Source organism: Mycolicibacterium gadium (assembly GCF_010728925.1).
GTDB lineage: Bacteria > Actinomycetota > Actinomycetes > Mycobacteriales > Mycobacteriaceae > Mycobacterium > Mycobacterium gadium.
Genome location: NZ_AP022608.1, coordinates 433,888 through 460,059 on the forward strand (window position 1 = coordinate 433,888; position 26,172 = coordinate 460,059).

25 protein-coding genes and 1 pseudogene are annotated in these 26,172 nt (G+C 67.2%); 13 read left to right on the plus strand and 13 right to left on the minus strand.

The window, feature by feature from the left end; genetic code table 11:
• The first annotated feature begins 27 nt into the window (after nt 1-27).
• Both gcvT and G6N36_RS02065 read left to right on the plus strand, forming a co-directional pair.
• A complete protein-coding gene (gene gcvT, locus G6N36_RS02060; RefSeq protein WP_179964696.1) occupies nt 28-1,125 on the plus strand; it encodes a glycine cleavage system aminomethyltransferase GcvT in 1,098 nt (365 codons plus the stop codon).
• 22 nt (nt 1,126-1,147) lie between these two features.
• Entirely contained in the window at nt 1,148-2,254 is a 1,107-nt protein-coding gene (locus G6N36_RS02065; RefSeq protein WP_163684535.1) for a branched-chain amino acid aminotransferase, read from the plus strand.
• A 51-nt stretch (nt 2,255-2,305) separates the two neighbouring features.
• Here G6N36_RS02065 and G6N36_RS02070 read toward each other — a convergent pair whose 3' ends face one another.
• The 5 genes from G6N36_RS02070 to G6N36_RS02090 all read right to left on the minus strand — a co-directional run bounded on the left by G6N36_RS02070 (nt 2,306) and on the right by G6N36_RS02090 (nt 5,781).
• Entirely contained in the window at nt 2,306-2,644 is a 339-nt protein-coding gene (locus G6N36_RS02070) for a DUF732 domain-containing protein (protein WP_163684537.1), read from the minus strand.
• 107 nt (nt 2,645-2,751) lie between these two features.
• Nucleotides 2,752-3,483 (minus strand): adenosylcobinamide-GDP ribazoletransferase, encoded by a 732-nt coding sequence (locus G6N36_RS02075; protein ID WP_163684539.1) that lies wholly within the window; start codon nt 3,481-3,483, stop codon nt 2,752-2,754.
• Nucleotides 3,480-4,532 carry a nicotinate-nucleotide--dimethylbenzimidazole phosphoribosyltransferase gene (gene cobT / locus G6N36_RS02080; protein ID WP_163684541.1) on the minus strand — a complete coding sequence of 351 codons (1,053 nt, stop codon included), beginning with the start codon at nt 4,530-4,532 and terminating at the stop codon, nt 3,480-3,482. The genes G6N36_RS02075 and cobT overlap by 4 nt, the downstream gene beginning before the upstream one ends.
• The gene (locus tag G6N36_RS02085; protein ID WP_163690317.1) at nt 4,529-5,074 is read right to left on the minus strand and encodes a bifunctional adenosylcobinamide kinase/adenosylcobinamide-phosphate guanylyltransferase; all 546 of its coding nucleotides are present in this window, start codon (nt 5,072-5,074) and stop codon (nt 4,529-4,531) included. The genes cobT and G6N36_RS02085 overlap by 4 nt, the downstream gene beginning before the upstream one ends.
• Before the next feature lie 17 nt (nt 5,075-5,091).
• On the minus strand, nt 5,092-5,781 hold the full coding sequence (locus tag G6N36_RS02090; protein ID WP_163684543.1) for a DUF3043 domain-containing protein: 690 nt from the start codon (nt 5,779-5,781) through the stop codon (nt 5,092-5,094).
• Nucleotides 5,782-5,909: 128 nt separating this feature from the next.
• Here G6N36_RS02090 and G6N36_RS02095 point away from each other — a divergent pair, with 128 nt between their 5' ends.
• The gene (locus G6N36_RS02095) at nt 5,910-6,272 is read left to right on the plus strand and encodes an iron-sulfur cluster assembly accessory protein (RefSeq protein WP_163684545.1); all 363 of its coding nucleotides are present in this window, start codon (nt 5,910-5,912) and stop codon (nt 6,270-6,272) included.
• A 1-nt stretch (nt 6,273) separates the two neighbouring features.
• Here the strand turns inward: G6N36_RS02095 and G6N36_RS02100 are convergent, their stop codons facing one another.
• On the minus strand, nt 6,274-6,948 hold the full coding sequence (locus G6N36_RS02100; RefSeq protein WP_163684546.1) for an Rv0361 family membrane protein: 675 nt from the start codon (nt 6,946-6,948) through the stop codon (nt 6,274-6,276).
• 146 nt (nt 6,949-7,094) lie between these two features.
• On the opposite strand from G6N36_RS02100, the gene G6N36_RS02105 reads away from it, so the two are divergent.
• Nucleotides 7,095-8,078: a carbohydrate kinase family protein gene (locus tag G6N36_RS02105; RefSeq protein ID WP_163684547.1), complete on the plus strand. Its 984-nt coding sequence runs from the start codon at nt 7,095-7,097 to the stop codon at nt 8,076-8,078.
• Nucleotides 8,079-8,095: 17 nt separating this feature from the next.
• Here the strand turns inward: G6N36_RS02105 and asnB are convergent, their stop codons facing one another.
• Nucleotides 8,096-10,039 carry an asparagine synthase (glutamine-hydrolyzing) gene (gene asnB, locus G6N36_RS02110; protein ID WP_163684548.1) on the minus strand — a complete coding sequence of 648 codons (1,944 nt, stop codon included), beginning with the start codon at nt 10,037-10,039 and terminating at the stop codon, nt 8,096-8,098.
• A gap of 78 nt (nt 10,040-10,117) precedes the next feature.
• On the opposite strand from asnB, the gene ctaC reads away from it, so the two are divergent.
• The 4 genes from ctaC to G6N36_RS02130 all read left to right on the plus strand — a co-directional run bounded on the left by ctaC (nt 10,118) and on the right by G6N36_RS02130 (nt 13,349).
• Nucleotides 10,118-11,179: an aa3-type cytochrome oxidase subunit II gene (ctaC, locus tag G6N36_RS02115; RefSeq protein WP_443678311.1), complete on the plus strand. Its 1,062-nt coding sequence runs from the start codon at nt 10,118-10,120 to the stop codon at nt 11,177-11,179.
• Nucleotides 11,180-11,194: 15 nt separating this feature from the next.
• Nucleotides 11,195-11,614 (plus strand): cytochrome c oxidase subunit 4, encoded by a 420-nt coding sequence (locus G6N36_RS02120; RefSeq protein ID WP_083125446.1) that lies wholly within the window; start codon nt 11,195-11,197, stop codon nt 11,612-11,614.
• Between the two features lie 206 nt (nt 11,615-11,820).
• Nucleotides 11,821-12,648, plus strand: a complete 828-nt coding sequence (locus tag G6N36_RS02125; RefSeq protein WP_163684550.1) for an MmpS family transport accessory protein — start codon at nt 11,821-11,823, stop codon at nt 12,646-12,648.
• Nucleotides 12,648-13,349: a DUF2561 family protein gene (locus G6N36_RS02130; RefSeq protein WP_163684551.1), complete on the plus strand. Its 702-nt coding sequence runs from the start codon at nt 12,648-12,650 to the stop codon at nt 13,347-13,349. The genes G6N36_RS02125 and G6N36_RS02130 overlap by 1 nt, the downstream gene beginning before the upstream one ends.
• A gap of 7 nt (nt 13,350-13,356) precedes the next feature.
• Here G6N36_RS02130 and qcrB read toward each other — a convergent pair whose 3' ends face one another.
• From qcrB to ctaE, 4 genes are read right to left on the minus strand one after another with little or no spacing between them, the layout of a single operon-like run.
• Entirely contained in the window at nt 13,357-15,072 is a 1,716-nt protein-coding gene (gene qcrB / locus G6N36_RS02135; RefSeq protein ID WP_179964697.1) for a cytochrome bc1 complex cytochrome b subunit, read from the minus strand.
• Nucleotides 15,069-16,277, minus strand: a complete 1,209-nt coding sequence (qcrA, locus tag G6N36_RS02140; protein ID WP_163684553.1) for a cytochrome bc1 complex Rieske iron-sulfur subunit — start codon at nt 16,275-16,277, stop codon at nt 15,069-15,071. Before qcrA ends, qcrB begins: the two co-directional genes overlap by 4 nt.
• Nucleotides 16,274-17,110, minus strand: a complete 837-nt coding sequence (qcrC, locus tag G6N36_RS02145; RefSeq protein ID WP_163684554.1) for a cytochrome bc1 complex diheme cytochrome c subunit — start codon at nt 17,108-17,110, stop codon at nt 16,274-16,276. Before qcrC ends, qcrA begins: the two co-directional genes overlap by 4 nt.
• A 47-nt stretch (nt 17,111-17,157) precedes the next feature.
• A complete protein-coding gene (gene ctaE / locus G6N36_RS02150; RefSeq protein ID WP_083125452.1) occupies nt 17,158-17,769 on the minus strand; it encodes an aa3-type cytochrome oxidase subunit III in 612 nt (203 codons plus the stop codon).
• 49 nt (nt 17,770-17,818) lie between these two features.
• Between ctaE and trpD the strand changes: the two genes are divergently transcribed.
• Nucleotides 17,819-18,895, plus strand: coding sequence for an anthranilate phosphoribosyltransferase (gene trpD / locus G6N36_RS02155; RefSeq protein ID WP_234809656.1), 1,077 nt, complete (start codon nt 17,819-17,821; stop codon nt 18,893-18,895).
• Here the strand turns inward: trpD and G6N36_RS02160 are convergent.
• Nucleotides 18,833-20,662 (minus strand): annotated as a pseudogene (locus tag G6N36_RS02160) (DEDD exonuclease domain-containing protein); the annotation flags it as partial. The gene trpD and the pseudogene G6N36_RS02160 overlap by 63 nt on opposite strands.
• A 122-nt stretch (nt 20,663-20,784) precedes the next feature.
• On the opposite strand from G6N36_RS02160, the gene G6N36_RS02165 reads away from it, so the two are divergent.
• The 4 genes from G6N36_RS02165 (at nt 20,785) to G6N36_RS02180 (ending at nt 24,338) form a co-directional block, all read left to right on the plus strand.
• Complete coding sequence (locus tag G6N36_RS02165) at nt 20,785-21,015, plus strand: hypothetical protein (RefSeq protein ID WP_163684556.1); 231 nt, start codon at nt 20,785-20,787, stop codon at nt 21,013-21,015.
• 151 nt (nt 21,016-21,166) lie between these two features.
• Nucleotides 21,167-22,321, plus strand: coding sequence for a peptidoglycan hydrolase RipC (gene ripC, locus G6N36_RS02170; protein ID WP_163684557.1), 1,155 nt, complete (start codon nt 21,167-21,169; stop codon nt 22,319-22,321).
• Between the two features lie 143 nt (nt 22,322-22,464).
• The gene (locus tag G6N36_RS02175; protein ID WP_179964698.1) at nt 22,465-23,190 is read left to right on the plus strand and encodes an eCIS core domain-containing protein; all 726 of its coding nucleotides are present in this window, start codon (nt 22,465-22,467) and stop codon (nt 23,188-23,190) included.
• Nucleotides 23,191-23,210: 20 nt separating this feature from the next.
• Nucleotides 23,211-24,338 (plus strand): glycosyltransferase family 4 protein, encoded by a 1,128-nt coding sequence (locus G6N36_RS02180; protein WP_163684558.1) that lies wholly within the window; start codon nt 23,211-23,213, stop codon nt 24,336-24,338.
• On the opposite strand, the gene G6N36_RS02185 is transcribed toward G6N36_RS02180, so the two are convergent.
• Entirely contained in the window at nt 24,335-26,137 is a 1,803-nt protein-coding gene (locus G6N36_RS02185) for an AMP-dependent synthetase/ligase (protein WP_163690320.1), read from the minus strand. The genes G6N36_RS02180 and G6N36_RS02185 overlap by 4 nt on opposite strands.
• Nucleotides 26,138-26,172: the final 35 nt, after the last annotated feature.

Genomic DNA, 26,172 nt, shown 5'->3' on the forward strand with positions numbered 1-26,172 from the left:
TCGACGATCCGATTAGGGTGGATTTCCGTGACGAGCGAAGTCTTGCAGGGCCCTCTCGAAGAACGTCATCGCCAACTCGGTGCCAGCTTTGCCGAGTTCGGTGGCTGGCTGATGCCGGTCTCGTACGCGGGCACCGTCACCGAGCACTCCGCCACGCGCAGCGCCGTCGGGCTTTTCGACGTGAGCCACCTCGGCAAGGCGCTGGTGCGCGGCCCTGGCGCGGCCGAGTACGTCAACTCCGCCTTCACCAACGACCTGCGCCGCATCGGACCCGGCAAGGCGCAATACACATTGTGCTGCACCGACTCCGGCGGCGTTGTCGACGATCTCATCGCCTACTACGTTTCCGACGACGAGATCTTCCTGGTGCCCAACGCGGCCAACACCGCCGCCGTCGTCGCCGCATTGAAAGATCGCGCGCCAGCGGGCCTCACGATCACCGACGAGCACCGGTCGTATGCCGTGCTCGCGGTGCAGGGACCCAAGTCGCCCGAGGTCCTCGGTGCGCTCGGGCTGGCCACGGACATGGACTACATGGGTTATGTCGACGCCGAATTCCGCGGTGTCCCCGTGCGGGTCTGCCGCACCGGCTACACCGGCGAGCACGGCTACGAGCTGCTGCCGCCGTGGGATCGTGCCGACGTCGTGTTCGATGCTCTCATCGACGCGGTCGGTTCGGCCTCCGGAGAGCTGGCCGGTCTGGGCGCACGCGACACCCTGCGCACCGAGATGGGCTATCCGCTGCACGGCCATGAACTGTCGCTCGACCTGTCGCCGCTGCAGGCGCGCTGCGGCTGGGCCATCGGCTGGAAAAAGGACGCGTTCTGGGGCCGCGACGCGCTGCTGGCGGAAAAGGAGGCCGGACCGCGACGGCTGCTGCGCGGGCTGAAGGCCGTCGGCCGCGGAGTACTGCGGCCCGACCTCACCGTGCTCGACGGAGACCGCCAGATCGGCGTCACGACATCGGGAACCTTCTCTCCGACTTTGAAAGTCGGCATCGCGCTCGCGCTCATCGACACCGACGCCGAGATCGCCGACGGGCAACACGTGTCGGTCGACGTCCGTGGGCGCGCGCTGGAATGCGAAGTGGTCAAGCCGCCGTTCGTCGAGCCGAAAACTCGGTAGTCAGCGGATATACAATCGCTGCATGACTGACGGCCCCCTCGAGTTCACGGTAGAGCGCAACGCAACTCCGGCGACTGACGAGGTACGGGCATCGATACTGGCCAATCCCGGATTCGGCCAGTTCCACACCGACCACATGGTGTCGATCGACTACGCGGAAGGCAAAGGCTGGTACGACGCGCGGGTCGTCCCGTACGGCCCGATCGAACTCGATCCGTCAGCGATCGTGCTGCATTACGCCCAGGAGATCTTCGAGGGTCTCAAGGCGTATCGGTGGGCGGACGGGTCCATCGTGTCGTTCCGGCCCGAGTCCAACGCCAGGCGGCTGAAGACCTCGGCGAAGCGGCTGGCCATTCCCGAACTGCCCGAAGAGGTGTTCATCGAGTCGCTGCGCCAACTGATCGCCGTCGACGAGCAGTGGGTGCCCGCGGCCGGCGGCGAAGAGTCGCTGTATCTGCGACCGTTCACCATCGCCACCGAACCGGGTCTCGGCGTGCGGCCGGCCAAGGAGTACCGGTACATGGTCATCGGCTCGCCGGCCGGCGCGTACTTCAAGGGTGGCATCAAGCCGGTCAGCGTGTGGCTGTCGACCGAGTACGTGCGGGCCTGCCCCGGCGGCACGGGTGCGGCCAAGTTCGGCGGCAACTACGCTGCGTCGCTGCTCGCGCAGGCGCAGGCCGTCGAGCACGACTGCGATCAGGTGGTGTGGCTGGACGCGGCGGAGCGCCGTTACGTCGAAGAGATGGGTGGAATGAACCTGTTCTTCGTGTTCGGCACCGGGGGATCGGCGCGCCTGGTCACTCCCGAGTTGAGCGGCTCGATACTCCCCGGTGTCACCCGAGATTCGTTGCTGCAGTTGGCAAGCGACGCCGGATTTGCCGTCGAGGAACGCAAGATCGACATCGACGAGTGGCAGAAGAAGGTGGCGGCGGGCGAGATCACCGAGGTGTTCGCGTGTGGCACGGCCGCGGTCATCACACCCGTTGCCCACGTCAAGCACGCCGACGGTGAGTTCACCATCGCCGACGGTGGTCCCGGCGAGATCACCATGGCGCTGCGCGACACGTTGACCGGAATCCAGCGCGGCATGTTCGCCGACACGCACGGCTGGATGGCGCGCCTGAACTGACACGAGACGGGGACCCCACCGTGGGGTCCCCGCCTGTCTGTTGAGAGTGCGTCAGCCGAGCGCGGCCTCGTGTTCGGGGCAGTAGGTGGCGACGGCGGCGCCGACGAAGAACGCGGAATCCTCCTGCACCAGGTCGGTGGTGTCAGAGACGGAGCCGACGGCGTCGTACAGCGACTGGCCCTGATCGAACATCACGCAGACGTCGTACGCGAGGCTGACGGCCTCCTCGGTCGACGGCGGCTGGATGCCCTCGTCGGTGAGCACGCTGACGAACATGTCGTCGGTGGTGGTCGCTCCTGCCATGCCCGCGCCGACGAGCGCGGCGATGCCCAGGCTGGAGGCGGCGGCGGCAGCGGCGATGGCCGCGGTGAGGTGACGGAAGGTGGGCATTGCGGTTCCTCTTCGTTTTAGGACGGACGGGTGGTCGATCTTCCCGGTGGGGTAGGAAGAGACTCCGATACCGCGCTTGACGAATTCTTGACAGATTCTTGGAGCCGCTAGGACGGCCCGATCGCCAGTCCGACGGCGGCCACCGTCGTCGTGATCTCGACCGCCGCTCCCAGCACATCGCCGGTGATACCGCCGAACCGGCGCACGCAATGCGCGACCAGCGCGGCGCCGAGGGCCAACGCAACCAGCACGGCCACCGGACCCTGCCACGGCCGCGGACCGGCCACGAGGGCCGCCGCCGCAACCGCCACCACCCACAGCCCGGCCACCGCGATCGGCTGGGTGCCCGCGACCATCTTGCCGAGTGAACTCCCCGCGGCGGCGGGCACCGAACGCCGGCACGCCAGCACCGCGGCGACCCGGCCCGCGGTCACCGCGACGATCACCGCGACGGGGCCGCAGGTCGTGAACGCGAATGCCTGCGTCAGGACGACGACCACCAACGCCGCGACGCCGAACGGCCCGGCCGACCCGTCGCGCATCACCGTCAAAGCCGTGGCGGGCGGGCCGTAGCAGCCGAGCCCGTCGGCGGTGTCGGAGAGCCCATCGGCATGCAGCCCGCGGGTGGCGAGCAGCAGCACCGCGACCGCGAGCACGCCACCCAACGGATTCGCCGATCCGAAGGCCCACTCCGACGCCCACACCGTTGCGGCGGCTACGGCCCCCAGCGCGATGCCCACCAACGGCAGCGCGGACAGCGCCCCCCGGCCGAACGGTGCCGTCGAACGCACCGGGAGCACGGTCCCGAATGCCAGCGCCCCGGCGACCGAACGGATCACTGCTTCGCGGGTGCCTGGGTGATGCCGGCTTCGTCGAACGTCGCCATCGACGCCAGCGTCGCCACCGCGGCCCGCACGATCGTCAGCGCGACCGCGGCGCCGGTGCCTTCGCCGAGACGCATCTGCAGGTCGACGATCGGCTCGAGCTCCAGCTTGCACAGCGCCTGCGCATGCGCGGGTTCGGTGGACCGGTGGCCGGCCTGCCACCACTGCCGGGCGCCGGGTGCGAGCTTGTCGGCCACCAGCGCCGCGGCCGTCACCACGACGCCGTCGAGCAGCACGGGCGTGCGCCGGACGGCGGCCTGTGCGCAGAATGCCGCCATCGCCGCCAGGTCGGCCCCACCGCAGACCCGCAGCAGCGCAACGGGATCGCGGGCACCGCGGCTCCGAAACAAGGCGTCTCTGATGGCGGCGGTCTTGCGGGCCCATCCGGCGTCGTCCACGCCGGTGCCCCGGCCGACCACCGCGACCGGTTCGGAGTCGGTCAGTACGGCGATCAAAGTCGTTGCGGGCGTGGTGTTTCCGATACCCATGTCACCGACGATGAGAATGTCCGCGCCCGAGTCGACCTCTTCGTCGGCGATTCGGCGCCCGGCGTCGAGCGCCGCTATCACCTCGTCGCCGGTCAGCGCGTCCTCGACGGCGATGTTGCCGCTGCTGCGGCGCACCTTGTGTGCACCGATGGACGGCGCGAACGGCTCGTCGGAATCGACGGCGACATCCACCACGCGGACGGTCGCGCCCGCCGCTTCGGCGAGGATGTTGATGGCGGCGCCGCCGGCATCGAAGTTGGCGACCATCTGAGCGGTGACCTCGGCGGGAAACGCAGAGACCCCGGCCGCCGCGACGCCGTGGTCGCCGGCGAACACCACCACCCGGGCTCGCTCGAACTGCCGGGGCGGACACGCACCCTGGCATGACGCCACCCAGACCGAGAGGTCCTCGAGCCGGCCAAGCGAGCCAGGCGGTTTGGTCAAGCGCTGCTGGCGGGCGCGCGCAGCGACGGCGACGTCGGGGTCGGGTGGTGAGACGGTCTCGAAGTCCGTCATCCCCCTGCCCCCGGCGCGCCGTCCTTGACGGTGACGGGCTGCCCGGCGACGACCAGGACCACGCGGTCACACACCGCGGCGAGTCGCTGATTGAGGGCGCCCAGTTCGTCGGCGAACCGTCGGCCCGACGTCGTCGCGGGCACGACGGTCAGCCCAACCTCGGGAGACACCAGGGCCAACGCAGAGCCGAACGAGTCCACCGCATCGACCAGGTCGTCGACGTGGGCCGACACCGATCCGTCAGTCCACGCGCCCGTTCGATCCATAGCCGCAGTCAGCCAGGCTCCGATGTCGTCGACGACCGTCGGGGTGGAGTCTTCGCGCAACTGCGTTGCGACGTCGGCGGTTTCGACCGTGGACCAGTTCGCGGGCCGGCGCCGGCGGTGTGCCGCCACTCGCGCCGACCACTCGACGTCACCGTCCGCCGCGGGGCCGGTGGCCAGGTAGCGCACGGCCGCCGTCGCATCGACCGATTCGGCGATCGCCGACTCCGCCCATTGCGATTTTCCCGACCGGATGCCACCGAGCACCAGGATGCGCACCAGGGTGTCAGGTTTCGTCAACTGACACTTGCGCCGCGTTCCACCTGCGGCCGGGGTGCGCGCATGCGGCGCAGCTGCGAGGCGCGGCTGGCCGCGTAAAAGCCTAATTTCCAACCGGATTCGGTGTTCTCCGGGAATTTTGCATCAACCAGCCTGTTGGCCTTGCGGCCCAGGATGAATCCGTCGATCACCATGATGAGGACCAGCACCAGCATCGCGGGGGAGATCAGCTGCTGCACCTGCACCGACGGCACCGAGAGCATCACGAAGATCAGCCCGAGCGCGGCAGGCATGAACAGGCCCAGCACGTTGCGGCGCGAGTCGACGATGTCGCGGACATACCGGCGGACCGGCCCTTTGTCCCGGGGCAGCAGGTAGGCGTCATCGCCGGCCATCATCTTCTCGCGGCGCTGAGCCATGTCGGCGCGACGCGTGAGCTTCTCGGCCTTGCGCTCTTCCTTGCTCAGCTTGGTGCGCGCTTCCTTGCGGCGTTTGCGCGCCTCGGCGGCGGTCATCGGGGCAGGCGCCACCGGCCCGCGCTTGCGCGTGGCCTCGCTGCGCTTGGGTGTCGGACGGCCCTTGGGCGCGGTGGTCCCGGACTCCCCGGAGCCTGTGGCAGTGTCCTCGAGGCCGGCGTCGGGGGTGTCTTCGGACACATCCGAATCGAGTGTCCGCGAGTTGTCTTTCTTTCGGCCCAGCAGGTTCACGCCTGCCAGATTACTTCCGTCCGCATTCGTGGCCGGCGGGACCTGGGGACAAACTCGGGAATAGGGCCGGGACAAGGTACCGTTGAGCTAGTACGCCGCACATTTGATGAGGCTTTACAGGAGACGTAATGACTGTTCAGGGAGAGTCGGCCACCGAGACCGCCACCCATGGCGCGAAGCTGACCGATGCCGCCGCAGCCAAGGCCAAGGCGCTGCTCGACCAGGAGGGCCGCGACGACTTGGCCCTGCGTATCGCCGTGCAGCCGGGTGGCTGCGCCGGACTGCGCTACAACCTGTTCTTCGACGACCGGACCTTGGACGGCGATGTGACCGCCGAGTTCGGCGGCGTGGCATTGACGATCGACCGGATGAGCGCGCCCTACGTCGAGGGGGCCGTCATCGACTTCGTCGACACCATTGAGAAGCAGGGTTTCACCATCGACAACCCGAACGCCACCGGTTCTTGCGCCTGCGGCGATTCGTTCAACTGATTCAGTACTGCCCGGCCGTTCGCGGCAGATAAGAGCAGACCAGCACCTCGCCGCCCTGGGCGAGCAGTTGGGCCACGCCCTGCTGTTCACCTTCGGCGCGTGGCTGGCCACGGCGCGAGGTGCCTGACGGCTCGACGCGCATGGTGAACAGCACCTGCGCCTGATGGGGTGACCACATCACGATCTTGTCGATCGAAGTCACCTCGGCGCGCCCGTATTGCTGCCGGAAGGCGTCGCTGGCCAGGCTGGCGAGCGCCAAGTCGGAGCGCTTCTCCTTGACCGCGTCGAACATCCCACACAAGGTGTGCCTGGCGACGGTCTCGTCGTCGCCGTTGGTCATCGCATCCAGGTACTGCTGAATCGCGGTCTTGGCCGCATCGTCGGACAGCGTGCCCGAAGCCGACGACGCCCCGTCACTGCCGCGGGCGGCTAGCACGATCCCCGTCACTGTGGCAGCGACGACGAGAACAGCGATCAGCGCGCCCACGATCAGCGGCCAGCGCCGCCTTTTCCGGTACTGCACCGGCGGCGGGAGCATTCCCGGGTACGAAGGCTGCGCATTGTCCGGATAGGGCTCCGCAAAGGGCTGTTGGGGAAATGGTTGCGGCCCCGTGTTCGGATACATTTGCGGGCCGGCCGGTCCAGCGCCGTATTCGGGCGGGTACGGACCGGACATATATTTGCTCCCCAGAAGTGTGCTTCGGAATTGGTCTGTCTACAGTGGCCCAACGGGCACTCGTACGCAGGTTAGCGCACGTTGGGCGGAGGCCCGCTGAGTAACGTTTATGTAGACGGCTTAACGAACGAAGGGTGTGACGTTTCGTGACCATTGCGGTAACCGGGTCAATTGCGACCGACCATCTGATGCGGTTTCCCGGGAAATTCTCCGAACAACTCCTGCCCGAGCATCTGCAGAAGGTGTCGCTGAGCTTCCTGGTCGACGATCTGGTGGTCCATCGGGGAGGCGTCGCGGGAAACATGGCCTTCGCGATCGGTGTGCTGGGTGGGGACGTCGCGCTCGTCGGCGCAGTCGGCCGCGACTTCGACGAGTACCGCACCTGGCTCGAGGCCGTCGGCGTGGACACCGGCAGCGTGCTCGTTTCGGATACCGCGTACACCGCGCGGTTCGTCTGTACGACCGACGATGCCATGGCGCAGATCGCATCCTTCTACCCCGGAGCCATGTCGGAGGCACGCAACATTTCGCTGGCCGACGTCGTGAAGCGGGTCGGCACACCGGAATTGGTGATCGTCGGCGCCAACGACCCCGAGGCCATGTTCCTGCACACCGAGGAGTGCCGCAAGCTCGGTCTGGCGTTCGCTGCCGACCCGTCCCAGCAGTTGGCCCGGTTGTCCGGTGAGGAGATTCGCAAGCTCATCGACGGCGCGACGTACCTGTTCACCAACGACTACGAGTGGGATCTGCTGTTGCAGAAGTCGGGTTGGAGCGAGGCTCAGGTGATGAGCCAGATCGGTATGCGCGTCACGACGTTGGGCCCCAAGGGCGTCGACCTCGTCGGCTCGGCCGGCACCTTCATCCACGTCGACGTCGTCCCGGAGAAGCATCAGGCCGACCCGACCGGCATCGGCGATGCGTTCCGCGCCGGATTCCTCACCGGCCGCAGTGCCGGGCTGAGCGACGAGCGGTCAGCTCAGTTGGCCTCGCTGGTCGCCGTTCTCGTCTTCGAGGCGCCGGGACCGCAGGAGTGGAGCTGGGACCGCGACGAGGCCGTGCAGCGGCTGACGGATGCCTACGGCGCCGAGGCAGGCGCGGAGATCTCGGAGGCGCTTGGCGCCGACAGATAGTCGGGTCGCGCTTCCTTCTACAGCTGGACGGGGTAGGTCGGCTCGCTGATCTGCGGGGTCACGCTGTGCTCGACGAAGATGGCGTGCCACAGCATGAAGATCAGCACGGTCCACAGCCGTCGGCTGTGATCGCTTGTGCCGCTGCGGTGTTCGTCGAGCATCCGCGTGACCGCCGAGAGATCGACTAGCTCGCCTGCCTGTGACGTCGCGACCGTCCGATATGCCCAGTCCTGCAGCTCGCCTGCCTGCAGCCAGTGCCGGATCGGTACGGGAAAGCCGAGCTTCGGCCGGTTGAGCACGTGCGCGGGCACGATCGGTTCCAGTGCCCGGCGCAGCGCGAACTTGGTGGTGGTTCGGGTGATCTTCTGGTCCAGCGGAAGACGCGACGCCACCGCGAAGACCTCTGGGTCCAGGAACGGCACCCGTAACTCGAGTGAGTTGGCCATCGTCATCTTGTCGGCCTTGACCAGGATGTCGCCACGCAGCCACGTGAACAGATCGATGTGCTGCATACGGGCCACCGGATCCCAGCCGTCGGATGCCGAGTACACCGGCGCAGTGACGTCGGTGTGCGTCCATTCCTGGCGGAAGCCGGGCAGGACCGCGCGCAGTTGTGTGTCCGAGAAGCTGCGCGCGTTGCCGTAGTAACGCTCCTCGAGCGTCAGCGATCCTCGGTGCAGCAGGCTTTTCCCGCGCATGCGGTCGGGCAGCGGTCGCGACGCGCGGCCAAGGGACCGTCGCACCGGTCGCGGCAGATAGTCAAATGGGCGCAGCGACAACGGTTCCCGGTAGATCGTGTAACCACCGAACAGTTCGTCGGCGCCCTCACCGGACAGCACGACCTTGACGTGCTTACGGGCCTCGCGGGCAATGAAGAACAACGGGACCAACGCCGGGTCGGCGACGGGTTCGTCCAGGTACCAGACGATTTCGGGTAGCGCCGCGACGAACTCCGCCTGGCTGACCACCTTGGTGACGTGCCGCGCGCCGATGGCTTCGGCCGAGGCAACGGCGACGTCGACCTCCGAGTAACCCTCGCGTTCGAAACCCGTCGTGAACGTGATCAGTCGCGGGTTGTGCCGCATGGCCAGCGCCGCGATCGCCGTCGAGTCGATTCCGCCGGACAGGAACGCGCCCACTGTGACGTCCGCGCGCATGTGCTTGGCCACCGAGTCCTCCAGGACGGCGGTGATCTCGTCGTAGCGTGCGCGTTCGCCGCCGGACGTGAACTCGACCGCGCTGAACCGCGGGGTGAAGTACCGGGTGACCTCGGGTGGCTTGCCTGGGCGCACGCGGGTACAACTGCCCGATTCGAGCCTGCGCACACCGCGGTGCAGCGTCTCGGGTTCCGGCACATACTGCAGCACCGTGTAGTGCTGCACGGCGCGTTCGTCGATACCGAGATCGATACCGACGACCCCGGCGAGATCCAGCAGGCACTTCTTCTCGCTACCGAATACGGTGCCGCCCCCACCGGTCGCCATGTACAGCGGCTTGATGCCGAAAGGGTCGCGGGCGCAGAATAATTCGCCCTCGACGGTGTCCCACAGCGCGAACGCGAACATGCCGCGAAGCCGGGTCAGCGCTTCGGTGCCCCAGTAGTGATAGGCGGCGACGATCGCCTCGCTGTCGCCGTCGGTGGCGAACACGGCGCCATGCTCGGCGCTCAGTTGCTCCCGCAACTCGAGGTAGTTGTAGATCTCACCGTTGAACACCAGGACGTACCGGTCCGGGGACTCCGGCGGGCCCCAGCGCAGCGGCTGGTGGCTGTGGGCGATGTCGATGATCGACAGCCGGTTGAACCCGAGCACGGTGGTGGGGTGCTCGGCGTCGTCGGACCAGGTACCGGGTTCGTCGGGGCCGCGATGACGCATGAGGTGCGACGCGCCCGATACCGCGGCGACAAGGTCGCCGGCCACCTCAGCGGACGGGTCGGTTACCAGGGCCAGCAGTCCGCACACCGCGCCAGTATGCCTAATGACTGACCTGTGTCGAGACCTGCGTCCGGAGGTGGTCTACGCTGCGTAGTATTCGGCTTTCTGTCCCGACTTCTAGGAGGCGCCAGCGTGACACCTCGCGGTGTGAAGGTGGTGGCGTTGTCAGTCGTTCTCGGCAGCATGACGGTGCTGCTCAGCGGGTGTGACTGGTCTACGGTTCTCGGCCTCGGCTGGCCCCGCGGCATCACCCCCGAGGCGCATCTGAACCGCGAGCTGTGGATCGGCTCCGTGATCGCCTCGCTGGTCGTCGGCGTGATCGTGTGGGGCCTGATCTTCTGGACTTCGGCGTTTCACCGGCACAAGAAGGGCGACACCGAGCTGCCGCGCCAGTTCGGCTACAACATGCCGCTGGAGCTGGTGCTGACCGTGGTGCCGTTCCTGATCATCTCGGTGCTCTTCTACTTCACCGTCGTGGTGCAGGAACGGATGCTGCAAAAAGAGCCCAATCCCGAGGTCGTCATCGACGTCACCGCATTCCAGTGGAACTGGAAGTTCGGCTATCAGAAGGTCAACTACGCGGACGGCACCTTCAGCTACGAGGGCGCCGACCCTGAGCGCAAGGAAGCGCTCGCATCGGGGCCGGAGGGCGTCGAAGGACCTGAAGGCGGCGAGTTCGGCGCCATCGCAGGCAAGAACCCCGAAGACCGCACCTACCTGAACTTCGACGATGTCGAGACGCTGGGCTCGTCCACCGAGATCCCGGTTCTGGTGGTGCCGTCCGGCAAGCGCATCGAGTTCCAGATCGCATCCGCGGACGTCATTCACGGCTTCTGGGTGCCGGAGTTCCTGTTCAAGCGCGACGTGATGCCCAATCCCGAGGCGAACAACTCCGACAACATCTTCCAAATCAGCGAGATCAACCAGAACGGTGCGTTCGTCGGCCGGTGCACGGAGATGTGCGGCACCTATCACTCGATGATGAACTTCGAGCTGCGAGTGGTGTCGCCCAACGACTTCAAGGCGTATCTGGAGCAGCGTGTCGACGGCAAGACCAACGCCGAGGCGCTGCAGGCGATCAACCAGGAACCCCTGGCGGTCACCACAAAGCCGTTCGACACCCGCCGCGGTGAGCAGGCACCCGAGCTAACGCAGGCCAGCAAGTAGGGGTAGGGACACCACATGCATATCGAAGCCAGGCTGTTCGAGTTCCTGACCGGATTCTTCGTCCTGTCTGCGGTTGTCTACGGCGTGCTGACGGCGATGTTCCAGTACGGCGGCGTCGAGTGGGCCGGCACCACCGCGCTGATTCTGACGGCGGGCCTGACCCTGATCACCGGTACCTTCTTCCGGTTCGTGGCTCGGCGCCTGGACACCAGGCCCGAGGACTACGAGGACGCCGAGGTCAGTGACGGCGCAGGCGAGCTGGGCTTTTTCAGCCCGCACAGCTGGTGGCCGATCTTCATCGCCCTGTCGGCGTCGATCACGGCCGTGGGGGTCGCGCTCTGGCTCCCATGGCTGATCGTGGCCGGCGTCTGCTTCGTGCTGACGACGGTCGGGGGCCTGGTGTTCGAGTACTACACCGGAGCCGAGAAGCACTGACGCTCCCCGGCTTCGCGTGGGCCCAGGCCGTCGCGAACGCCGCACCGGGACAAGGTCACAATCGGAGCACTACTTCGCCCGTTATCCGTGCTGTGAGATCCATCCGGAACGGGTGGTTGGATAATGTTGCCGAGGCACGGTCAGTCGCTTGTCGCGGACACGCGGCCGATTACGCCACAGGTGTGAGTCGAGAAGGATAGGCGCAAATGAGCGGGCCGAACCCCCCGGATCACGAAGGGGACGATCTTCCTGGTCAGGGCAGCAGCCCCGGTGGGCCGGAGAGCAGTGAGACCGACGCCTACTCGCAGGCCTACTCGGCTCCTGAGTCCGAACAGTTCACCAGCGGCCCCTACGTACCCGCCGATTCCGGCCTGTACGACTACGACACCTACGAGCCCAGCGACCGGCTGGATCCCGCTGAGCCGCCGAGGTGGCCCTGGGTCGTCGGGGTGGTGGCCATCGTCGCCGCCATAGCGCTGGTGGTCTCCGTGTCCGTCCTGGTGACCCGGACCGACACCGACAACCTCTCGCAGCCCGAAACCTCAACGACCACATCGCCTCCGCCGCCGGTGCAGGACGAGATCACCACCACCACTCCGCCTCCGCCACCGCCCCCACCGCCGCCGAGCGAGCCGCCCCCGCCGCCGGAGACCGTGACGGTCACCGAGGAGCCGGTCCCGCCACCGCCCCCGCCACCCGCGGAGCCGCCTCCGCCGCCTCCTGAGACCGCGCCGCCGCCACCGCCGACCACCACCCGCGCGGGACCACGTCAGGTCACGTACTCGGTCACGGGAACCAAGGCGCCGGGGGACATCATCACGGTGACCTATATCGACGCTTCCGGCCGCAGTCGCACCCAGCGCAACGTCTACATCCCGTGGTCACTCACCGTGACGCCGATCTCGCAGTCCGAGGTGGGCTCGGTCCAGGCGTCCAGCCTGTTCCTCGTGAGCAGGCTCAACTGCTCGATCACCACGAGCGACGGCACCGTGTTGTCGTCCAACACCAATAACTCCGCACAGACAGCCTGCTGATGCCCTACACCACTGATCCCGTGGGGAGCCTGCATGTGCGCCCCGACCTCGACGCCGGCGGGTTCGACCGAACCGACCGCATCCTGCTGGGCGCCTGTGCCGCGATATGGCTCGTGGCGCTGGGCACGGCTGTCGCGGCCGTGGTGGCCCTCGTCGATCTGGGGAGCGGCCAACAGGAGTCGGCGGACAGTTCGGGCACCCCGTGGCTGCTCTACGTCGTGATCGCGGTCTCCGCCGCGGTGATCATCGGAGCGGTGCCGCTGCTGATTCGCGCGCGCCGCGACGCGATGTCCGACGCCGAACCGCCTGCGCGTGACGCATCGCGACCGGCTCCCGGCCGGGAGGACCTCGGACGCGGTGACGCGACGCGCAGTGAGAGGCTGCGCATCTCCGGGGCACCGGTGGGCCGTATCCACAACGGCCCGGGTTACGCGGCTGCGGTCACGCACAGCACGTCACTGCCCGCTCCGCTGGTGGCGGCCATCGACCAGGTGTGGCTGCGCTGCGCTGTCCTTATCGCGTGCGCCATCGGCATCGCCATGGTCGTGATCGGCGTGGCGACCTACTTGATGGCCATCGAAAGCGACACCGCCGCATGGGTTTTCTTCGTGCTGAGCGGGCTTGTCACGCTGGCAATGCCGGCGATCCCGTGGTTCTACCTGCGCGAGTTACGCGCCCTGCTGGACGGCGAGAGCGCGTAACTTCAGCTCAGTGGTGCCCGTTCGTCTCTCCATTGGACGAGCCGTTGGACGACCCGTTCGACGAGCCGTTGCTGCCCTGGTGCTCGCGCAATGCGGTGAGCGCCTTGCGGTGAGCGTGGTGCTCGGCTTCGACGAGTGCATCGTTTTCCGACAGCGGGTCGGCCGACAGGAAGCTGCCGCTGCCCGGAGCGCCTGCGAATCCGAGCTTGTTCATCCGCTTCGGAACCGCTGCGCCCTGGTACTCCAACGGAATCGGATGACCATGGTCGTCGACGGGGCCGAGCGGCTGATGCAGCTCGATGTAGGCGCCGTGCGGCAGCCGCTTGATGATGCCGGTCTCGATGCCGTGCTCGAGCACCGCGCGGTCGCTGCGCTGCAGCCCGATGGCCCAGCGGTAGGCGATGTAATACACGATCGCCGGCAGGACCACCATGCCGATGCGGCCGATCCACGTCGTCGCGTTGAGCGAGATGTGGAACTTATACGCGATGACGTCGTTCATCGCCGACAGCGTTAGCACCATGTAAAACGCGATCGCCATGGCGCCGATCGCGGTGCGCACCGGTGCATCTCGAGGACGCTGAAGCAGGTTGTGGTGAGCGTTGTCGCCGGTGAACCGTTTCTCCAGCCACGGCCACGCGGGCAGCAGCATGAAGACGAGTCCCATGATCAGCGCGACCCAGACCGGTGCGGGCACCGTGTGGCCGAGGAAGTACAGCTCCCAGGCGGGGAAGATACGCGCCAGGCCTTCTGTCCACATCATGTAGAAGTCCGGCTGGCTGCCTGCCGACACATGCGCCGGCCTGTAGGGGCCTAATTGCCAGATCGGGTTGATCTGCAGCAAGCCGCCCATCAGGCCAAGGATGCCGGTGGTCATCGCGAAAAACGCACCGGACTTCACCGCGAACACCGGCATGACCCGTACACCGACGACGTTCGACTCGGTTCGTCCTGGACCTGGGAACTGGGTGTGCTTCTGGAACCACACCAGCGCGAGGTGAATCCCGATGAGCGCCAGAATGATCCCGGGGATCAAAAGGATGTGCAGTGAGTACATTCGCGGGATCCAGTAGCCGTCTTGCGCGCACTGGTACCCCACACCACCGCATGGGAAGTCGCCGCCAAACAGTGCCCAGTGCAGCCACGTTCCGATCACCGGCATGCCGAGGGTGATGGAGCTCAGGGCCGCCCGCAGGCCGATGCCGGACAGCAGGTCGTCGGGCAGTGAGTAGCCGAAATAACCCTCGAACATCGCCAGAATCAGCAGCAGGGAGCCGATGACCCAGTTGGCCTCGCGGGGACGGCGGAATGCGCCGGTGAAGAAGATGCGGGCGAGGTGCACCATGATCGACGCGGCGAACAGCAGCGCCGCCCAGTGGTGGACCTGGCGGACGAACAGGCCGCCGCGCACCTCGAAGCTGATGTCGAGTGTCGACGCGTAGGCCTTCGACATCTCGATACCGCGTAGCGGCTGATACACACCGTCGTAGACGATCTCGGCCATCGACGGATCGAAGAAGAGGCTCAGGTACACACCGGTGAGCAGCAGCACAATGAAGCTGTACAGCGCGATCTCACCCAGCAGGAACGACCAGTGGGTCGGGAATACCTTGTTCAGCTGCCGGCGGACGGCCGCCGATGGGTGGTAGCGCGAGTCGATGGCGTTACCCTGGCCGGCCGCGATCTCGGCCATGCTTGGCGGTTTTGGCAGTTTCGGACTCAATTTGTTTGCTCCCAGAATGCCGGGCCGACGGGTTGGATGAAGTCGCCGTTGGCGACCAGGTATCCGTCCTGATCAATGGTGATGGGCAGCTGCGCCAGCGCCCGCGCAGCCGGGCCGAATATGGGTTTCGCAAAGTGCAACGCGTCGAACTGCGACTGGTGGCACGGGCAGAGGATGCGGTAGGTCTGCTGTTCGTAGAGCGACGACGGGCAACCCAGGTGCGAGCACACCTTGGTGTACGCGAACAGATCGCCGAAGTTGAAGCTCTCCTGGTTCTTTCGCTTGACGACCCTCGGCAGGTCGATCGGCTTGATGCGGATCAGCATGACCGGGTTGCGCACACCCATGGTGATTTCGGCCAGCCGGTGATGCGACTCGACGGTGGTGCCGTCACCGTCGGACTCGCGCCACGGAAAGACGGTCTCCATGCCGCCGGCGTCGATGTCCTCTGGGCGCATCTTGGCGTAGGTGCCGTTGCCGGTGGCGCGGGCAAGGAAGATGGTTTCGCCCTCAAAGCGCGGCGTCCAACCGGACGTCCAGAGCACGGCCTTCTTGCCTTCGGCGGTCTGCACCACCGGTTTCCACGGATTCTTGATCAGACCACCCGCGAACGCCACCAGCGTGCCGAGGCCGAACGCGCCGAGGCCGACTCCGAGCGACAGGCCGATCAGCTTGCGCCGCTTGATGGTTGACGACTCGAGGGCGTCAGAGAGGTTGGCAACCACCGTCTTTCGCTGGATCTCGGGGGAGCTGCCGTCATGGCGCTCCTGGATCGAGATCTCCTCGGGGATGAACTTCTTCTGATACAGCACCGCGCCGATGCCGATCGCGAGGATCGACAGCCCGAACGTCAACCCGTACATGGGGGTGGCGAGGTCGTACCAAAGGTGGTCGGGGTCGGCTCCGCTGCGGTACTCCCACGGCCAGAACAGGAAGACCACGAGCAGCGCGAGGCCCGAAAGACCGCCGAGCATAAGCCAATACGCGACTAGGCGCTCAGCGCGCTTCTCGGCCCTGGTCCCGGGAACTGGCCAGCGCTCGTCCTTGTAGACGATCTCGACACCGTCGATCTTGCCGCCGAGCGCCAGCAGTTCTTCACGCGACATCGCGGCGAGCTCGGCGTCGGTCGGCTGTCCGGGGACGCCCTGCTGTCCGGGCGTGTCGGTTCCCTTGACGTGATCGTTGCTGCCGTCGCCGTCACTCATGCTCGCGCTCCGATCCACAGGGCCACGATGACGACGGCCACTATGCCGATGATCCAAATTGCCATGCCCTCGGACGTCGGGCCGAAACCGCCGAGTCCGTAGCCACCCGGGTCAGGAGCCGTGCTGGCCATCCGGACGTAGGCGACGATGTCCCGCTTTTCCTCCGGCGACAGCTGCCGATCGGAGAACTTGGGCATGTTCTGGGGTCCGGTCAGCATCGCGGTGTAGATCTGGGCAGGATTGGCGCCCGAGAGGTCGGGTGCGTACTTACCCGACGACAACGCGCCGCCCTTGCCAGTGAAGTTGTGGCACGACGAGCAGTTCAGCCGGAACAGGTCACCGCCGCGGGCGACGTCGCTGCCCAGCAGCGACTCGTTGGCGATACCCCCGTTCTCGTCGCGTGGCACCACGGGTCCGCCACCGTTGGCCTGCACGAATGCGCCGAGGGCGTCGATCTGCTCGGCGTCGAATTGTGGGGGCTTCTGCGGTGCCTGGGCTTCACCACGCATGGCGGGCATACGGCCGGTGGACACCTGGAAGTAGACGGCGGCTTCACCGACTCCGATGAGGCTGGGTCCGCGGTCGGCCACACCCTGCAGGTTCGCACCGTGGCATGTGATGCAAGAGGTGTCGAACAGTTCCTTGCCGGTACGCAGCAGAGCCGACTGCGACTCGTCGGCGACCGCGACCTGCGGGGTCGGGGTCAGTGTCGCCGCCAGACCACCGGCGAACCCCAGCCCGACGAGCAGAAGCATCGCCGCTGACAGGCGGCGGCGTAGCCGACGACGCTTGATCGTCGCCGGTTTGCCGGTTCCGGTGGCCTTCTCGGTCATCGAACCCCTTCTCTTCGAACCCCTCAGCGGACGCATCGGCGAGCCGATCACCGAACGAAGTAAATGACGGCGAACAGGGCAATCCACACGATGTCGACGAAGTGCCAGTAGTACGAGACGACGATCGCCGCGGTGGCCTGAGCAGGCGTGAACTTACTCATCCTGGTTCGGGCCAGCAGGAAGAGGAATGCGATGAGCCCGCCGATGACGTGCAGGCCGTGGAATCCGGTGGCCAGGTAGAAGACCGAGCCGTAGGCGCTGCTGGACAACGTGGTGCCGTGGTGGACGAGCTGGATGTACTCGTAGCCCTGGCCGAGGACGAAGAACAGACCCATCAGGAACGTGATGACATACCAGCGACGCAGCCCGAAGACGTCACCGCGCTCGGCGGCGAACACGCCCATCTGGCAGGTGAACGACGAGGCGATCAGCACCAGCGTCACCGGAACGGCCTGGACCAGGTTCAGCTCGGTCGGCTCGGGTGGCCAGTTGCCCCCGGCCTGCGAGCGGGCGGTGAAGTACATCGCGAACAGCCCGGCGAAGAACATCAGCTCGCTGGAGAGCCAGACGATCGTTCCGACACTGACCATGTTCGGCCGGTTCAGGGAATGAACTCGCGACGTGATAGCGGTCCCCGAGGTGCCTACAGCGCTCGTCACAGAAGCAAGTATGACGCTTTGTAGTTGTTGAACTCCACCCGGGTGAGCAATTGGTCATAATCAGCGCGTGACTTCCGCTGATTCCCCCACCTGGCCCCAACTCCTCGGCCGCCTAACCACAGGTCAGGCGCTCGCCACCGGGCAGGCCGGCTGGGCGATGGATCAGATCATGACCGGTGCGGCCACTCCAGCTCAGATCGCCGCCTTCGGCGTGTCCATGAAAATGAAGCGCCCGACGCCCGCAGAAGTGGCCGAGATGGCCGACATCATGCTCAAACATGCGCGCCGGGTTCCGACGGAGACGATCGGCAACGAGACGGTCGACGTGGTCGGCACCGGAGGCGACGGTTCCAACACGGTGAACCTGTCGACGATGGCCGCGATCGTCGTGGCCGCCGCCGGTGTGCCGGTGGTCAAGCACGGCAACCGGGCCGCATCGTCGCTCTCAGGTGGTGCCGACACTCTCGAGGCGCTCGGGGTGCGGATCGACCTGGGTCCCGAGGATGTCGCGCGCAGCGTCGCTGAGGTCGGTATCGGATTCTGTTTCGCGCCGCAATTCCATCCGTCCTACCGGCATGCTGGCGTTGTGCGGCGCGAGATCGGTGTGCCCACCGTCTTCAATCTGCTTGGGCCGCTGACGAATCCGGCCTCGCCGCGGGCCGGTCTGATCGGCTGCGCGTGGGCGGACCTGGCCGAGGTGATGGCCGGCGTTTTCGCCGCCCGCCGCTCCAGCGTGCTGGTGGTGCACGGCGATGACGGTCTTGACGAGCTGACCACCACCACGACGAGCACCATCTGGCGAGTTCAGGCCGGCACTGTCGAGCGGCTGACGTTCGATCCGATGGCGTTCGGGTTCGCCCGCGCGCAACTGTCCGAGCTCGTCGGCGGTGACGCGGAGGCGAACGCCGAGTCGGTGCGGGCGGTGCTCGGCGGCGCCAAGGGCGCGGTGCGTGATGCTGTGGTGCTCAATGCGGCTGGCGCGATGGTGGCCCATGCCGGGCTAGCCAGCGACGCCCAATGGGTGCCCGCGTGGGAGTCGGGCCTGGCGAGGGCTGCCGAGACCATCGACTCGGGGGCTGCCGAAAAGTTGCTCGCGCGTTGGGTGGGGTTCGGTCAGAAGCTCTGATTCGGAACGGGTTTCGGTCAGTTGTTCAGCGGCGACGCGCGCCGACCGCGCGGCCGCGGCCCAGCCCGCGAATCGACCCGCCGAGCCCGCCGGTGAGGCGTAACCGGTTTCCGCGCGCACGATCCGGACACCCGGCTGGGAGAGCCAGCGCGCGATGAGTGCGGTCTCCTCGACGAGTGCACCGCCGAGTGGCGCCTGACTAGGCAGAATCGCTTGTGCGCCAGCGCATATCGCGTCCACAACCGGCATGGGCGGAACGCCGCGGCCTGCGTTACCCGCCGACGCTAGCTGCCCGTGGCGGATGACGGCGAGACGCCAGCCGCCGGCGCCGTCCGGACGCGCCGCGACGATCTCGCTGATGTCGGCGAGTGCGCGTAGCCGCTGACCACGCCAGAGCACGTCGATGGCAGTAGCGGCGTGATCCCTGCACCGCGCAGCGGTTTCGTAGCGCCCGCGGCTTGCGAGGTCGGTGATGTGAGACAGCACGTCGGCCAGCGCGCTGCTGTCGGCGCCGTCGATCAGGTCGCGGGCCCGGGTCGGCGTGCCTTCGTATTCGGCGGCATTGATGTCGCGCGGGGCGGGGCACGGTGAGACTTCGTGTTCGGGGCACTTCGGACCGTGCAGCGCGGAGCGGCCCAGCCGTGCCGAGCAGGTCCGCACGCCGGTGAAGCGGGCCAGCAATGCGGCGGTCTGTACCGCGTCGGCGCGGGCGCGAAACGGGCCGACGGCGGAGGCGTGCTTTGGCGAACGGACGACGGAAAAACGTGGGAACGCCTCGTCGGTCAGCACCACCCACCACCATCGGTGCGGGAACTTCGAGCGGCGGTTGTAGGGCGGTGAGTGCGCGGCGAGCAGTCGCAGTTCCCGGACACCGGCCTCCAGATCGTGCGCGCACTCGACGTGGTCGACCGCCGTGGCCAGCGACGCCATCTCCTTGATGCGGGTACGCGGGTCCGCGCCGTTGAAGTACTGGCCGACCCGACGGCGCAGATCGACGGCAGTGCCCACATACAAGACTTCCGACGCGGGTCCGCGGAACAGGTACACGCCGGGCCGCCGGGGCAATGACGAGGCGAGATGGCGGTTGCGGCGCTGCGCGGGCGACACGTCGGGCAGGTACGACCGCAGCTCGGTATAGGTGTGGACGCCTTGGTTGCCCACGCGCTCGATGAGCCCGTGCAGCACGTCGACGGTGGCGCGGGCGTCGTCGAGCGCGCGGTGCGTCGGGGTGGTGGAAGCCCTGAACAGCCGGGCCAGCGCCGAGAGGCGCACACTGGGTGCCTCGTCGCGGGTGAGCACGCGGCGGGCCAGGCGCACCGTGCACAAGACCGGCGGCCGGGGCCAGACGATCTCAGCGCGCTCGGCGGCCGCGCGCAGGAACCCGACGTCGAAGCCGGCGTTGTGGGCGACCAGCACCGCTCCGCGCGCGAATTCGAGAAACGCGGGGAGCACCGAATCTATCGTCGGGGCATCGCACACCATGGCCGTGGTGATGCCGGTCAACGACACGATCTGGGGTGGGATGCTGCGGCCCGGGTCGACGAGGGTGGCGAGCTCGCCCAGCACCACGCCGCCGCGCACCTTGACCGCACCGATCTCGGTGATGGCGTCGTGGTTCTCGCCGCTGGCGCGGCCACCCGTGGTCTCGAGGTCGACGACGACGAACGTCGTTTCGCGCAATGACACATCGGTGTTGAAAGCCATCGGTCCCCCTGCCCATCGGGCGGGAGGTTCCCCCACGACGTCAGCGAAGCTGAGCTGGCCCATGCGCTGACGGTAGGGAACCGGACCGACAAATGCCGCCAGGCTGGGCTTTGCCACGCCGACCGAAGTCGGTTGTCGGTGCCCGCGGATACCGTGCGGGCAACACCGAGCAGGAGGACTGCGGAATGTTTGATAACGACGAGGTGCCCGACACGGGCACTGTCACCATCGACTGCGATGACTGCGCAGTGCGGGGCCCCGGCTGTCAGGACTGCGTCGTCAGCGTGCTACTGGGCGTCCCCGAAACTTTGCTCGACGACGAACGTCGGGCGCTCGAGGTACTCGCTGACGTGGGGTTGGCGCCACGTCTTCGACTCGTTCCGATCCACGGCCGCAATAACTCTGGCGTGGCGTGACAACACGCCACAGTTGGGCCGGGTGTTGCAGGTGTGGCGCCGCCTGTTAAATTTGCGTCTTCTGTTGGACAAGAGCGATGCCGTTTCGTAACCTGTCTGAGACCTAAGCGCAGCTCGACATGGCCCGTCACGGCAGTTGAAGGACGCAATCTTGAGGCTCGACCGCACGCAATGGTTCACTCGTGTTCTTAAGCGACCCGCAATCGGTGCGATAGCCGGCCTCATGGTGTTCGGCGGAATTCTCGCCTCGGGTGTGCAGGCCGATCCGGCCGATGACGCGCTGGCCAAGCTCAATGAACTGTCGCGGCAGGCCGAGCAGACCACCGAGGCCATGCATTCCGCGCAACTGGATCTGAACGACAAGCTGGCGGCGCAAGAGGCCGCGGAGGCCAAGCACGCCGCCGACGCGGGTGCGCTGGATTCCGCCAGGTCTGCACTGGTGACGTTCCAGACCGGAGTCAACAAGATCGCAGCGTCGCAGTACATGGGTGGCCGCCCCGACGGCATGAACGCCTTGCTGACCGCCTCGTCGCCGCAGGGTCTCATCGACCAGATGTCGGTACAGCGGGTGATGGCCGCTGAAATGTCGTCACAGATGAAGAGCTTCCGGGAGGCCAGCGCACAGGCCGCCGCCGCCGAGGAAGCGTCGGCGAAGTCGGCCGCCGAGGCGAAGACCGCCGCCGAGCAGGCCGCCGCCGTCCGTGCTGATCTGCAGTCCAAGCAGAGCAAGCTGCAGGTCGAGATCGCGATCGTCAAGTCGCAGTACGAGGCGTTGACGCCGAACCAGCGCGAGGCCCTGGCCGCCATGCCGCCCGTGCCCCCGATCCCGCCGCCGCCCGCTGCGGCGCCCCCGGGCGACCCGGCGATACTCGCCGCCGCTCCTCCTGGCATCGCTCCGCCGCCCGCCGGCGCGGTTCCGGCCCCCGGCATTCCGCCCGGTGACATGGCGCCGCCGGTCGGTGGCCACGGCACCACCGTCATCCAGGCCGCGCTGAGCCGCATCGGATCGCCCTACTCGTGGGGCGGATCCGGCCCCAACGCGTTCGACTGCTCCGGGCTGGTGCAGTGGTCGTTCCAGCAGGCGGGCATCTCGCTGCCGCACTCCAGTCAGGCGCTGGCCAACGGCGGAACGCCGGTTTCCGTCGACCAGATGCAGCCGGGTGACGTCGTCAACTACTACTCCGACGCATCCCACACCGCGATCTACATCGGCAACGGAATGATGGTTCACGCCTCGACCTATGGCACGCCGGTGCGCGTCGCCCCGGTGGACAACGCGCCGATCTACAACGTCCGCCGCTACTGACCGTCGAGGATCAGCGCCGGCGAGTAGCAGATCGCCTCTCGCACGCAAAGACGAGAACCACTCTCGCCGCGGTCCTGATCGCCGAACTGGTCTGCGGACTGCTTTTACTCGGCAACACCGGACCAACTCAGCCCGATCCGCCTATGGCCGCTGCGGAGTCATTCGCCACGCCCTCCTCGGCGCCGACCCCGCAGACGCTGCGAGACGGCCGCACCGTGCGCTTGATCGGTCTCGGCGAGCGCACCGCGCCACTGCTGCGTCGCATCTCCGCGGAGCTGGACGACGCGGCGGACGCCGTCACCGGATTCTGGGGACCTGACTGGCCGCGCGAGATCGTCCTGGTGGCGGCGGGCACCGAAGAACAGTTCGCCGCGGTCGGCGGCGGCGACTCCCACACCGCGGCCACCACCACCGGCGAACGGATCATGTTCGCACCCGGCGCTGCGCAGATGAGCGATGAATCGCTGCGAATCGTTTTGCGCCACGAACTGTTCCACTACGCGGCACGCGACGCGACCGCAGCCGATGCGCCGCAGTGGCTCACCGAGGGCGTGGCCGACTTCGTCGCCCGCCCGCCCACGCCGCTGCCCGAGGACGCCGACGCCGTGGCAGGGGCAGGACTGCCGACCGACGCGGAGCTCAGCGGACCCGACCGCTCGCTGGCCTACGACCGTGCCTGGTGGTTCAGCCGGTTCGTGGCTGACACCTACGGCACCGCAGCACTGAAGGACCTCTACGTGCGGGCCAGCGGACACGGCCACCCCGACGCCGCCGCTGCGGTGCAAGACGCCCTCGGAACGGACCTCACCGCAGTGCTAGCCGCATGGCGGCAGTGGCTGACCTGGGGGCACCGCCACCCCGGCAGGTAGGGGGAATAACGTGACGGGCTATGAGCCGGGTCCTGCTGGTTACCAATGACTTTCCACCCAGACGTGGCGGCATTCAGTCGTACCTGCAGGAATTCGTGGGCCACCTGGTCGACGCGGGTGCCCACACTTTGACGGTGTACGCACCGAAGTGGAAGGGCTCCGACGAGTTCGACCGGGCCGCCGACTACGAGGTGGTGCGGCATCCGACCACGCTGATGCTGCCCGAACCGTCGGTCGCGGGCCGGATGCGGCGACTCATCGAGCTCCACCACGCCGACACCGTGTGGTTCGGCGCGGCGGCACCGCTGGCGCTGATGGCGCCAATGGCCCGTGACGCGGGCGCCGCCCGGGTGATCGCGAGTACCCATGGTCACGAGGTGGGATGGTCGATGCTCCCGCTGGCCCGAACGGCGTTGCGGCGCATCGGATCCGGGACCGACGCGGTGACATACGTCAGCCGCTACACCAGGCGGCGGTTCGCATCGGCGTTCGGTCCGCATGCGGCGCTCGAGCATCTGCCGCCGGGTGTGGACACCGAGCGGTTCGTGCCGGACGAGATCGCACGCGCGCAGCTGCGGGCCCGCTACGGGCTGGGCGGTCGCCCCGTCGTGGTCTGCCTGTCGCGACTGGTGCCGCGCAAGGGCCAGGACATGTTGATCCGGGCGCTGCCCGCGATCCGGCAACGTGTGCACGGTGCCGCTTTGGTGATCGTCGGCGGTGGCCCCTACGGAAAATCCCTGCGGCGCCTCGCGCACGACTTCGGAGTGTCCGATCATGTGGTGTTCACCGGCGGCGTGCCTGGCGAGGAATTACCAGCCCATCATGCGATGGCTGACGTGTTCGCGATGCCGTGCCGGACCAGGGGAGCCGGCCTGGACGTCGAAGGTCTGGGCATCGTCTATCTGGAGGCGTCGGCGTGCGGAGTGCCCGTCGTGGCCGGCAGGTCAGGCGGTGCGCCGGAGACCGTGCTCGACGGTGAGACGGGCACGGTGGTCGACGGCTGGGACGTCGGGGCGATCGCGGCGACCGTCGGCGATCTGCTCGCCGATCCCGACCGGGCCGCCCGGATGGGGGCGGCCGGTCGGCGCTGGGCCGTCGACAACTGGCAGTGGAAGGACCAGGCCGCCAGGTTGTCCGACCTGCTCTAGTCCTTCGCGTACAAACCGTCGATGTCGGTGGCGAACTTCTCGGCCACCACCTTGCGCTTGACCTTCAGCGTCGGTGTCAACTCGCCGGTGAGGACCGTGAAGTCGACGGGCAAGATGCGGAACTTGCGGATCGCCTCGGCCTTCGACACCGCCTGGTTGGCGTTCTTGACGGCGAGGTCGATCTCCGCGACGAGGTCGGGATCGTCGGTCAAGTCCTCCACCGAGGCCTTTGCGTCTTTGCCGTGATGCGCCTTCCAGACGTCAAACGCCTCAGGGTCGATGGCAATGAGCGCAGCGATGAACGGCTTCGCGTCGCCGACGGCCATCGCCTGACTGATCAGCGGGTGTGCGCGCAACTGGTCCTCGAGCACTGCCGGTGCGACGTTCTTACCGCCGGCTGTCACGATGATTTCCTTCTTGCGGCCCACGATGGACAGGAACCCATCGTCGTCGATGTGTCCGAGGTCCCCGGTGTGGAACCAGCCGTTGACGATCGCCTCGCGTGTGGCGGTCTCGTTTCGCCAATAGCCGTCGAACACCACGCCGCCCTTGACCAACAGCTCGCCGTCGTTGGCGACCGCCATACTGTTGCCAGGCAGAAGTTTTCCGACGGTGCCGATTTTCAGCTCGCCGATCCGGTTAGCGGTGATCGCGGCGCTGGTCTCGGTCAGCCCGTAGCCTTCGTAGATCGTCAGCCCGATGCCGCGGTAGAAGTGGCCAAGACGCGCACCCAGCGGGGCACCGCCGGAGATGGACGCCCGGCAGTCGCCGCCGGTCGCGGCGCGCAGCTTGCCGTACACGAGCCGATCGAACAACGCGTGCTTGGCCCGCAGCAGCAGGCCCGGCCCGCCGGTGTCCTGGGCTTGACTCCACTCGATCGCGGTCTGCACCGCCCTCGCGAAGATCGCACCCTTCCCCGAGTCCGAAGCGTTCAATTCCGCAGTGTTGTAGACCTTTTCGAAGACGCGGGGGACAGACACGATGACCGTCGGCTTGAACAGCCCGAACATCGGTACCAGATTCTTGATGTCGCTCGTGTAGCCGATGGTGACCCCGTTCGCGAATGCCGTCATGGACAGCGCGCGCGCCAGGACGTGCGCCAACGGAAGGAACACCAGCAGCCGCTCACCTTTGCGCAGCAGGCTGGGGAAGGAGGCCGACGCACCGCGCGTCTCGTACAGCAGGTTGGAATGGGTCAGTTGGCAGCCCTTGGGGCGGCCTGTGGTGCCCGAGGTGTAGATCAGGGTGGCCGGATTGGTGGAGCGGATGCCCGCCAACCGCTCGTCGAGCTGCTTGCGATCCACCGATGCGCCGGCGTCGGCCAGTGCGTCCACGGCCGACGGCGCCGTCGACTCGATCACGAGCACCTTGCGCAGCGCGGGCAACTCGTCGAGCAGCGCTTTGACCATCAACGCATGCGCCTCGATCTCGACGAAGGCCAGCACCGCGCCGGAATCCTCCAATACCCAGCGCACCTGGTCGGGGGATGAGGTCTCGTAAATCGGGACGGTCACCGCGCCGATTGCCAGGATCGCGTAGTCCAGGATCACCCACTCGTACCGGGTGGCCGACAGGATGGCGACGCGATCACCGGGCGCCACGCCCTCGGCGATCAGGCCCAGTGCCGCCGAACGGATCTGATCGGCGGCCTCCCTGCACGTGACATCGGTCCATACGCCGTCGACGAGGCGCTGGAAGATCACGTGGTCGGGATCGTCACGCTCGTGGCTGAAGACGGAGCTGACGACGTTGTCGTGCTCACCCACGGTGAATGAAGCGGGGACACTGAACTCGCGCACGATCATGGCCTCTCGACTAGCGGCTTTGCCGCTCA

Coding starts and splice junctions, on each gene's coding strand:
- G6N36_RS02065 (WP_163684535.1), top strand. CDS start 1,148: ATGACTGACGGCCCCCTCGAGTTCACGGTAGAGCGCAACGCAACTCCG.
- G6N36_RS02070 (WP_163684537.1), bottom strand. CDS start 2,644: ATGCCCACCTTCCGTCACCTCACCGCGGCCATCGCCGCTGCCGCCGCC.
- cobT (WP_163684541.1), bottom strand. CDS start 4,532: ATGACGGACTTCGAGACCGTCTCACCACCCGACCCCGACGTCGCCGTC.
- G6N36_RS02095 (WP_163684545.1), top strand. CDS start 5,910: ATGACTGTTCAGGGAGAGTCGGCCACCGAGACCGCCACCCATGGCGCG.
- G6N36_RS02100 (WP_163684546.1), bottom strand. CDS start 6,948: ATGTCCGGTCCGTACCCGCCCGAATACGGCGCTGGACCGGCCGGCCCG.
- G6N36_RS02120 (WP_083125446.1), top strand. CDS start 11,195: ATGCATATCGAAGCCAGGCTGTTCGAGTTCCTGACCGGATTCTTCGTC.
- G6N36_RS02125 (WP_163684550.1), top strand. CDS start 11,821: ATGAGCGGGCCGAACCCCCCGGATCACGAAGGGGACGATCTTCCTGGT.
- G6N36_RS02130 (WP_163684551.1), top strand. CDS start 12,648: ATGCCCTACACCACTGATCCCGTGGGGAGCCTGCATGTGCGCCCCGAC.
- qcrA (WP_163684553.1), bottom strand. CDS start 16,277: ATGAGTGACGGCGACGGCAGCAACGATCACGTCAAGGGAACCGACACG.
- qcrC (WP_163684554.1), bottom strand. CDS start 17,110: ATGACCGAGAAGGCCACCGGAACCGGCAAACCGGCGACGATCAAGCGT.
- G6N36_RS02165 (WP_163684556.1), top strand. CDS start 20,785: ATGTTTGATAACGACGAGGTGCCCGACACGGGCACTGTCACCATCGAC.
- G6N36_RS02175 (WP_179964698.1), top strand. CDS start 22,465: ATGGCCGCTGCGGAGTCATTCGCCACGCCCTCCTCGGCGCCGACCCCG.
- G6N36_RS02180 (WP_163684558.1), top strand. CDS start 23,211: ATGAGCCGGGTCCTGCTGGTTACCAATGACTTTCCACCCAGACGTGGC.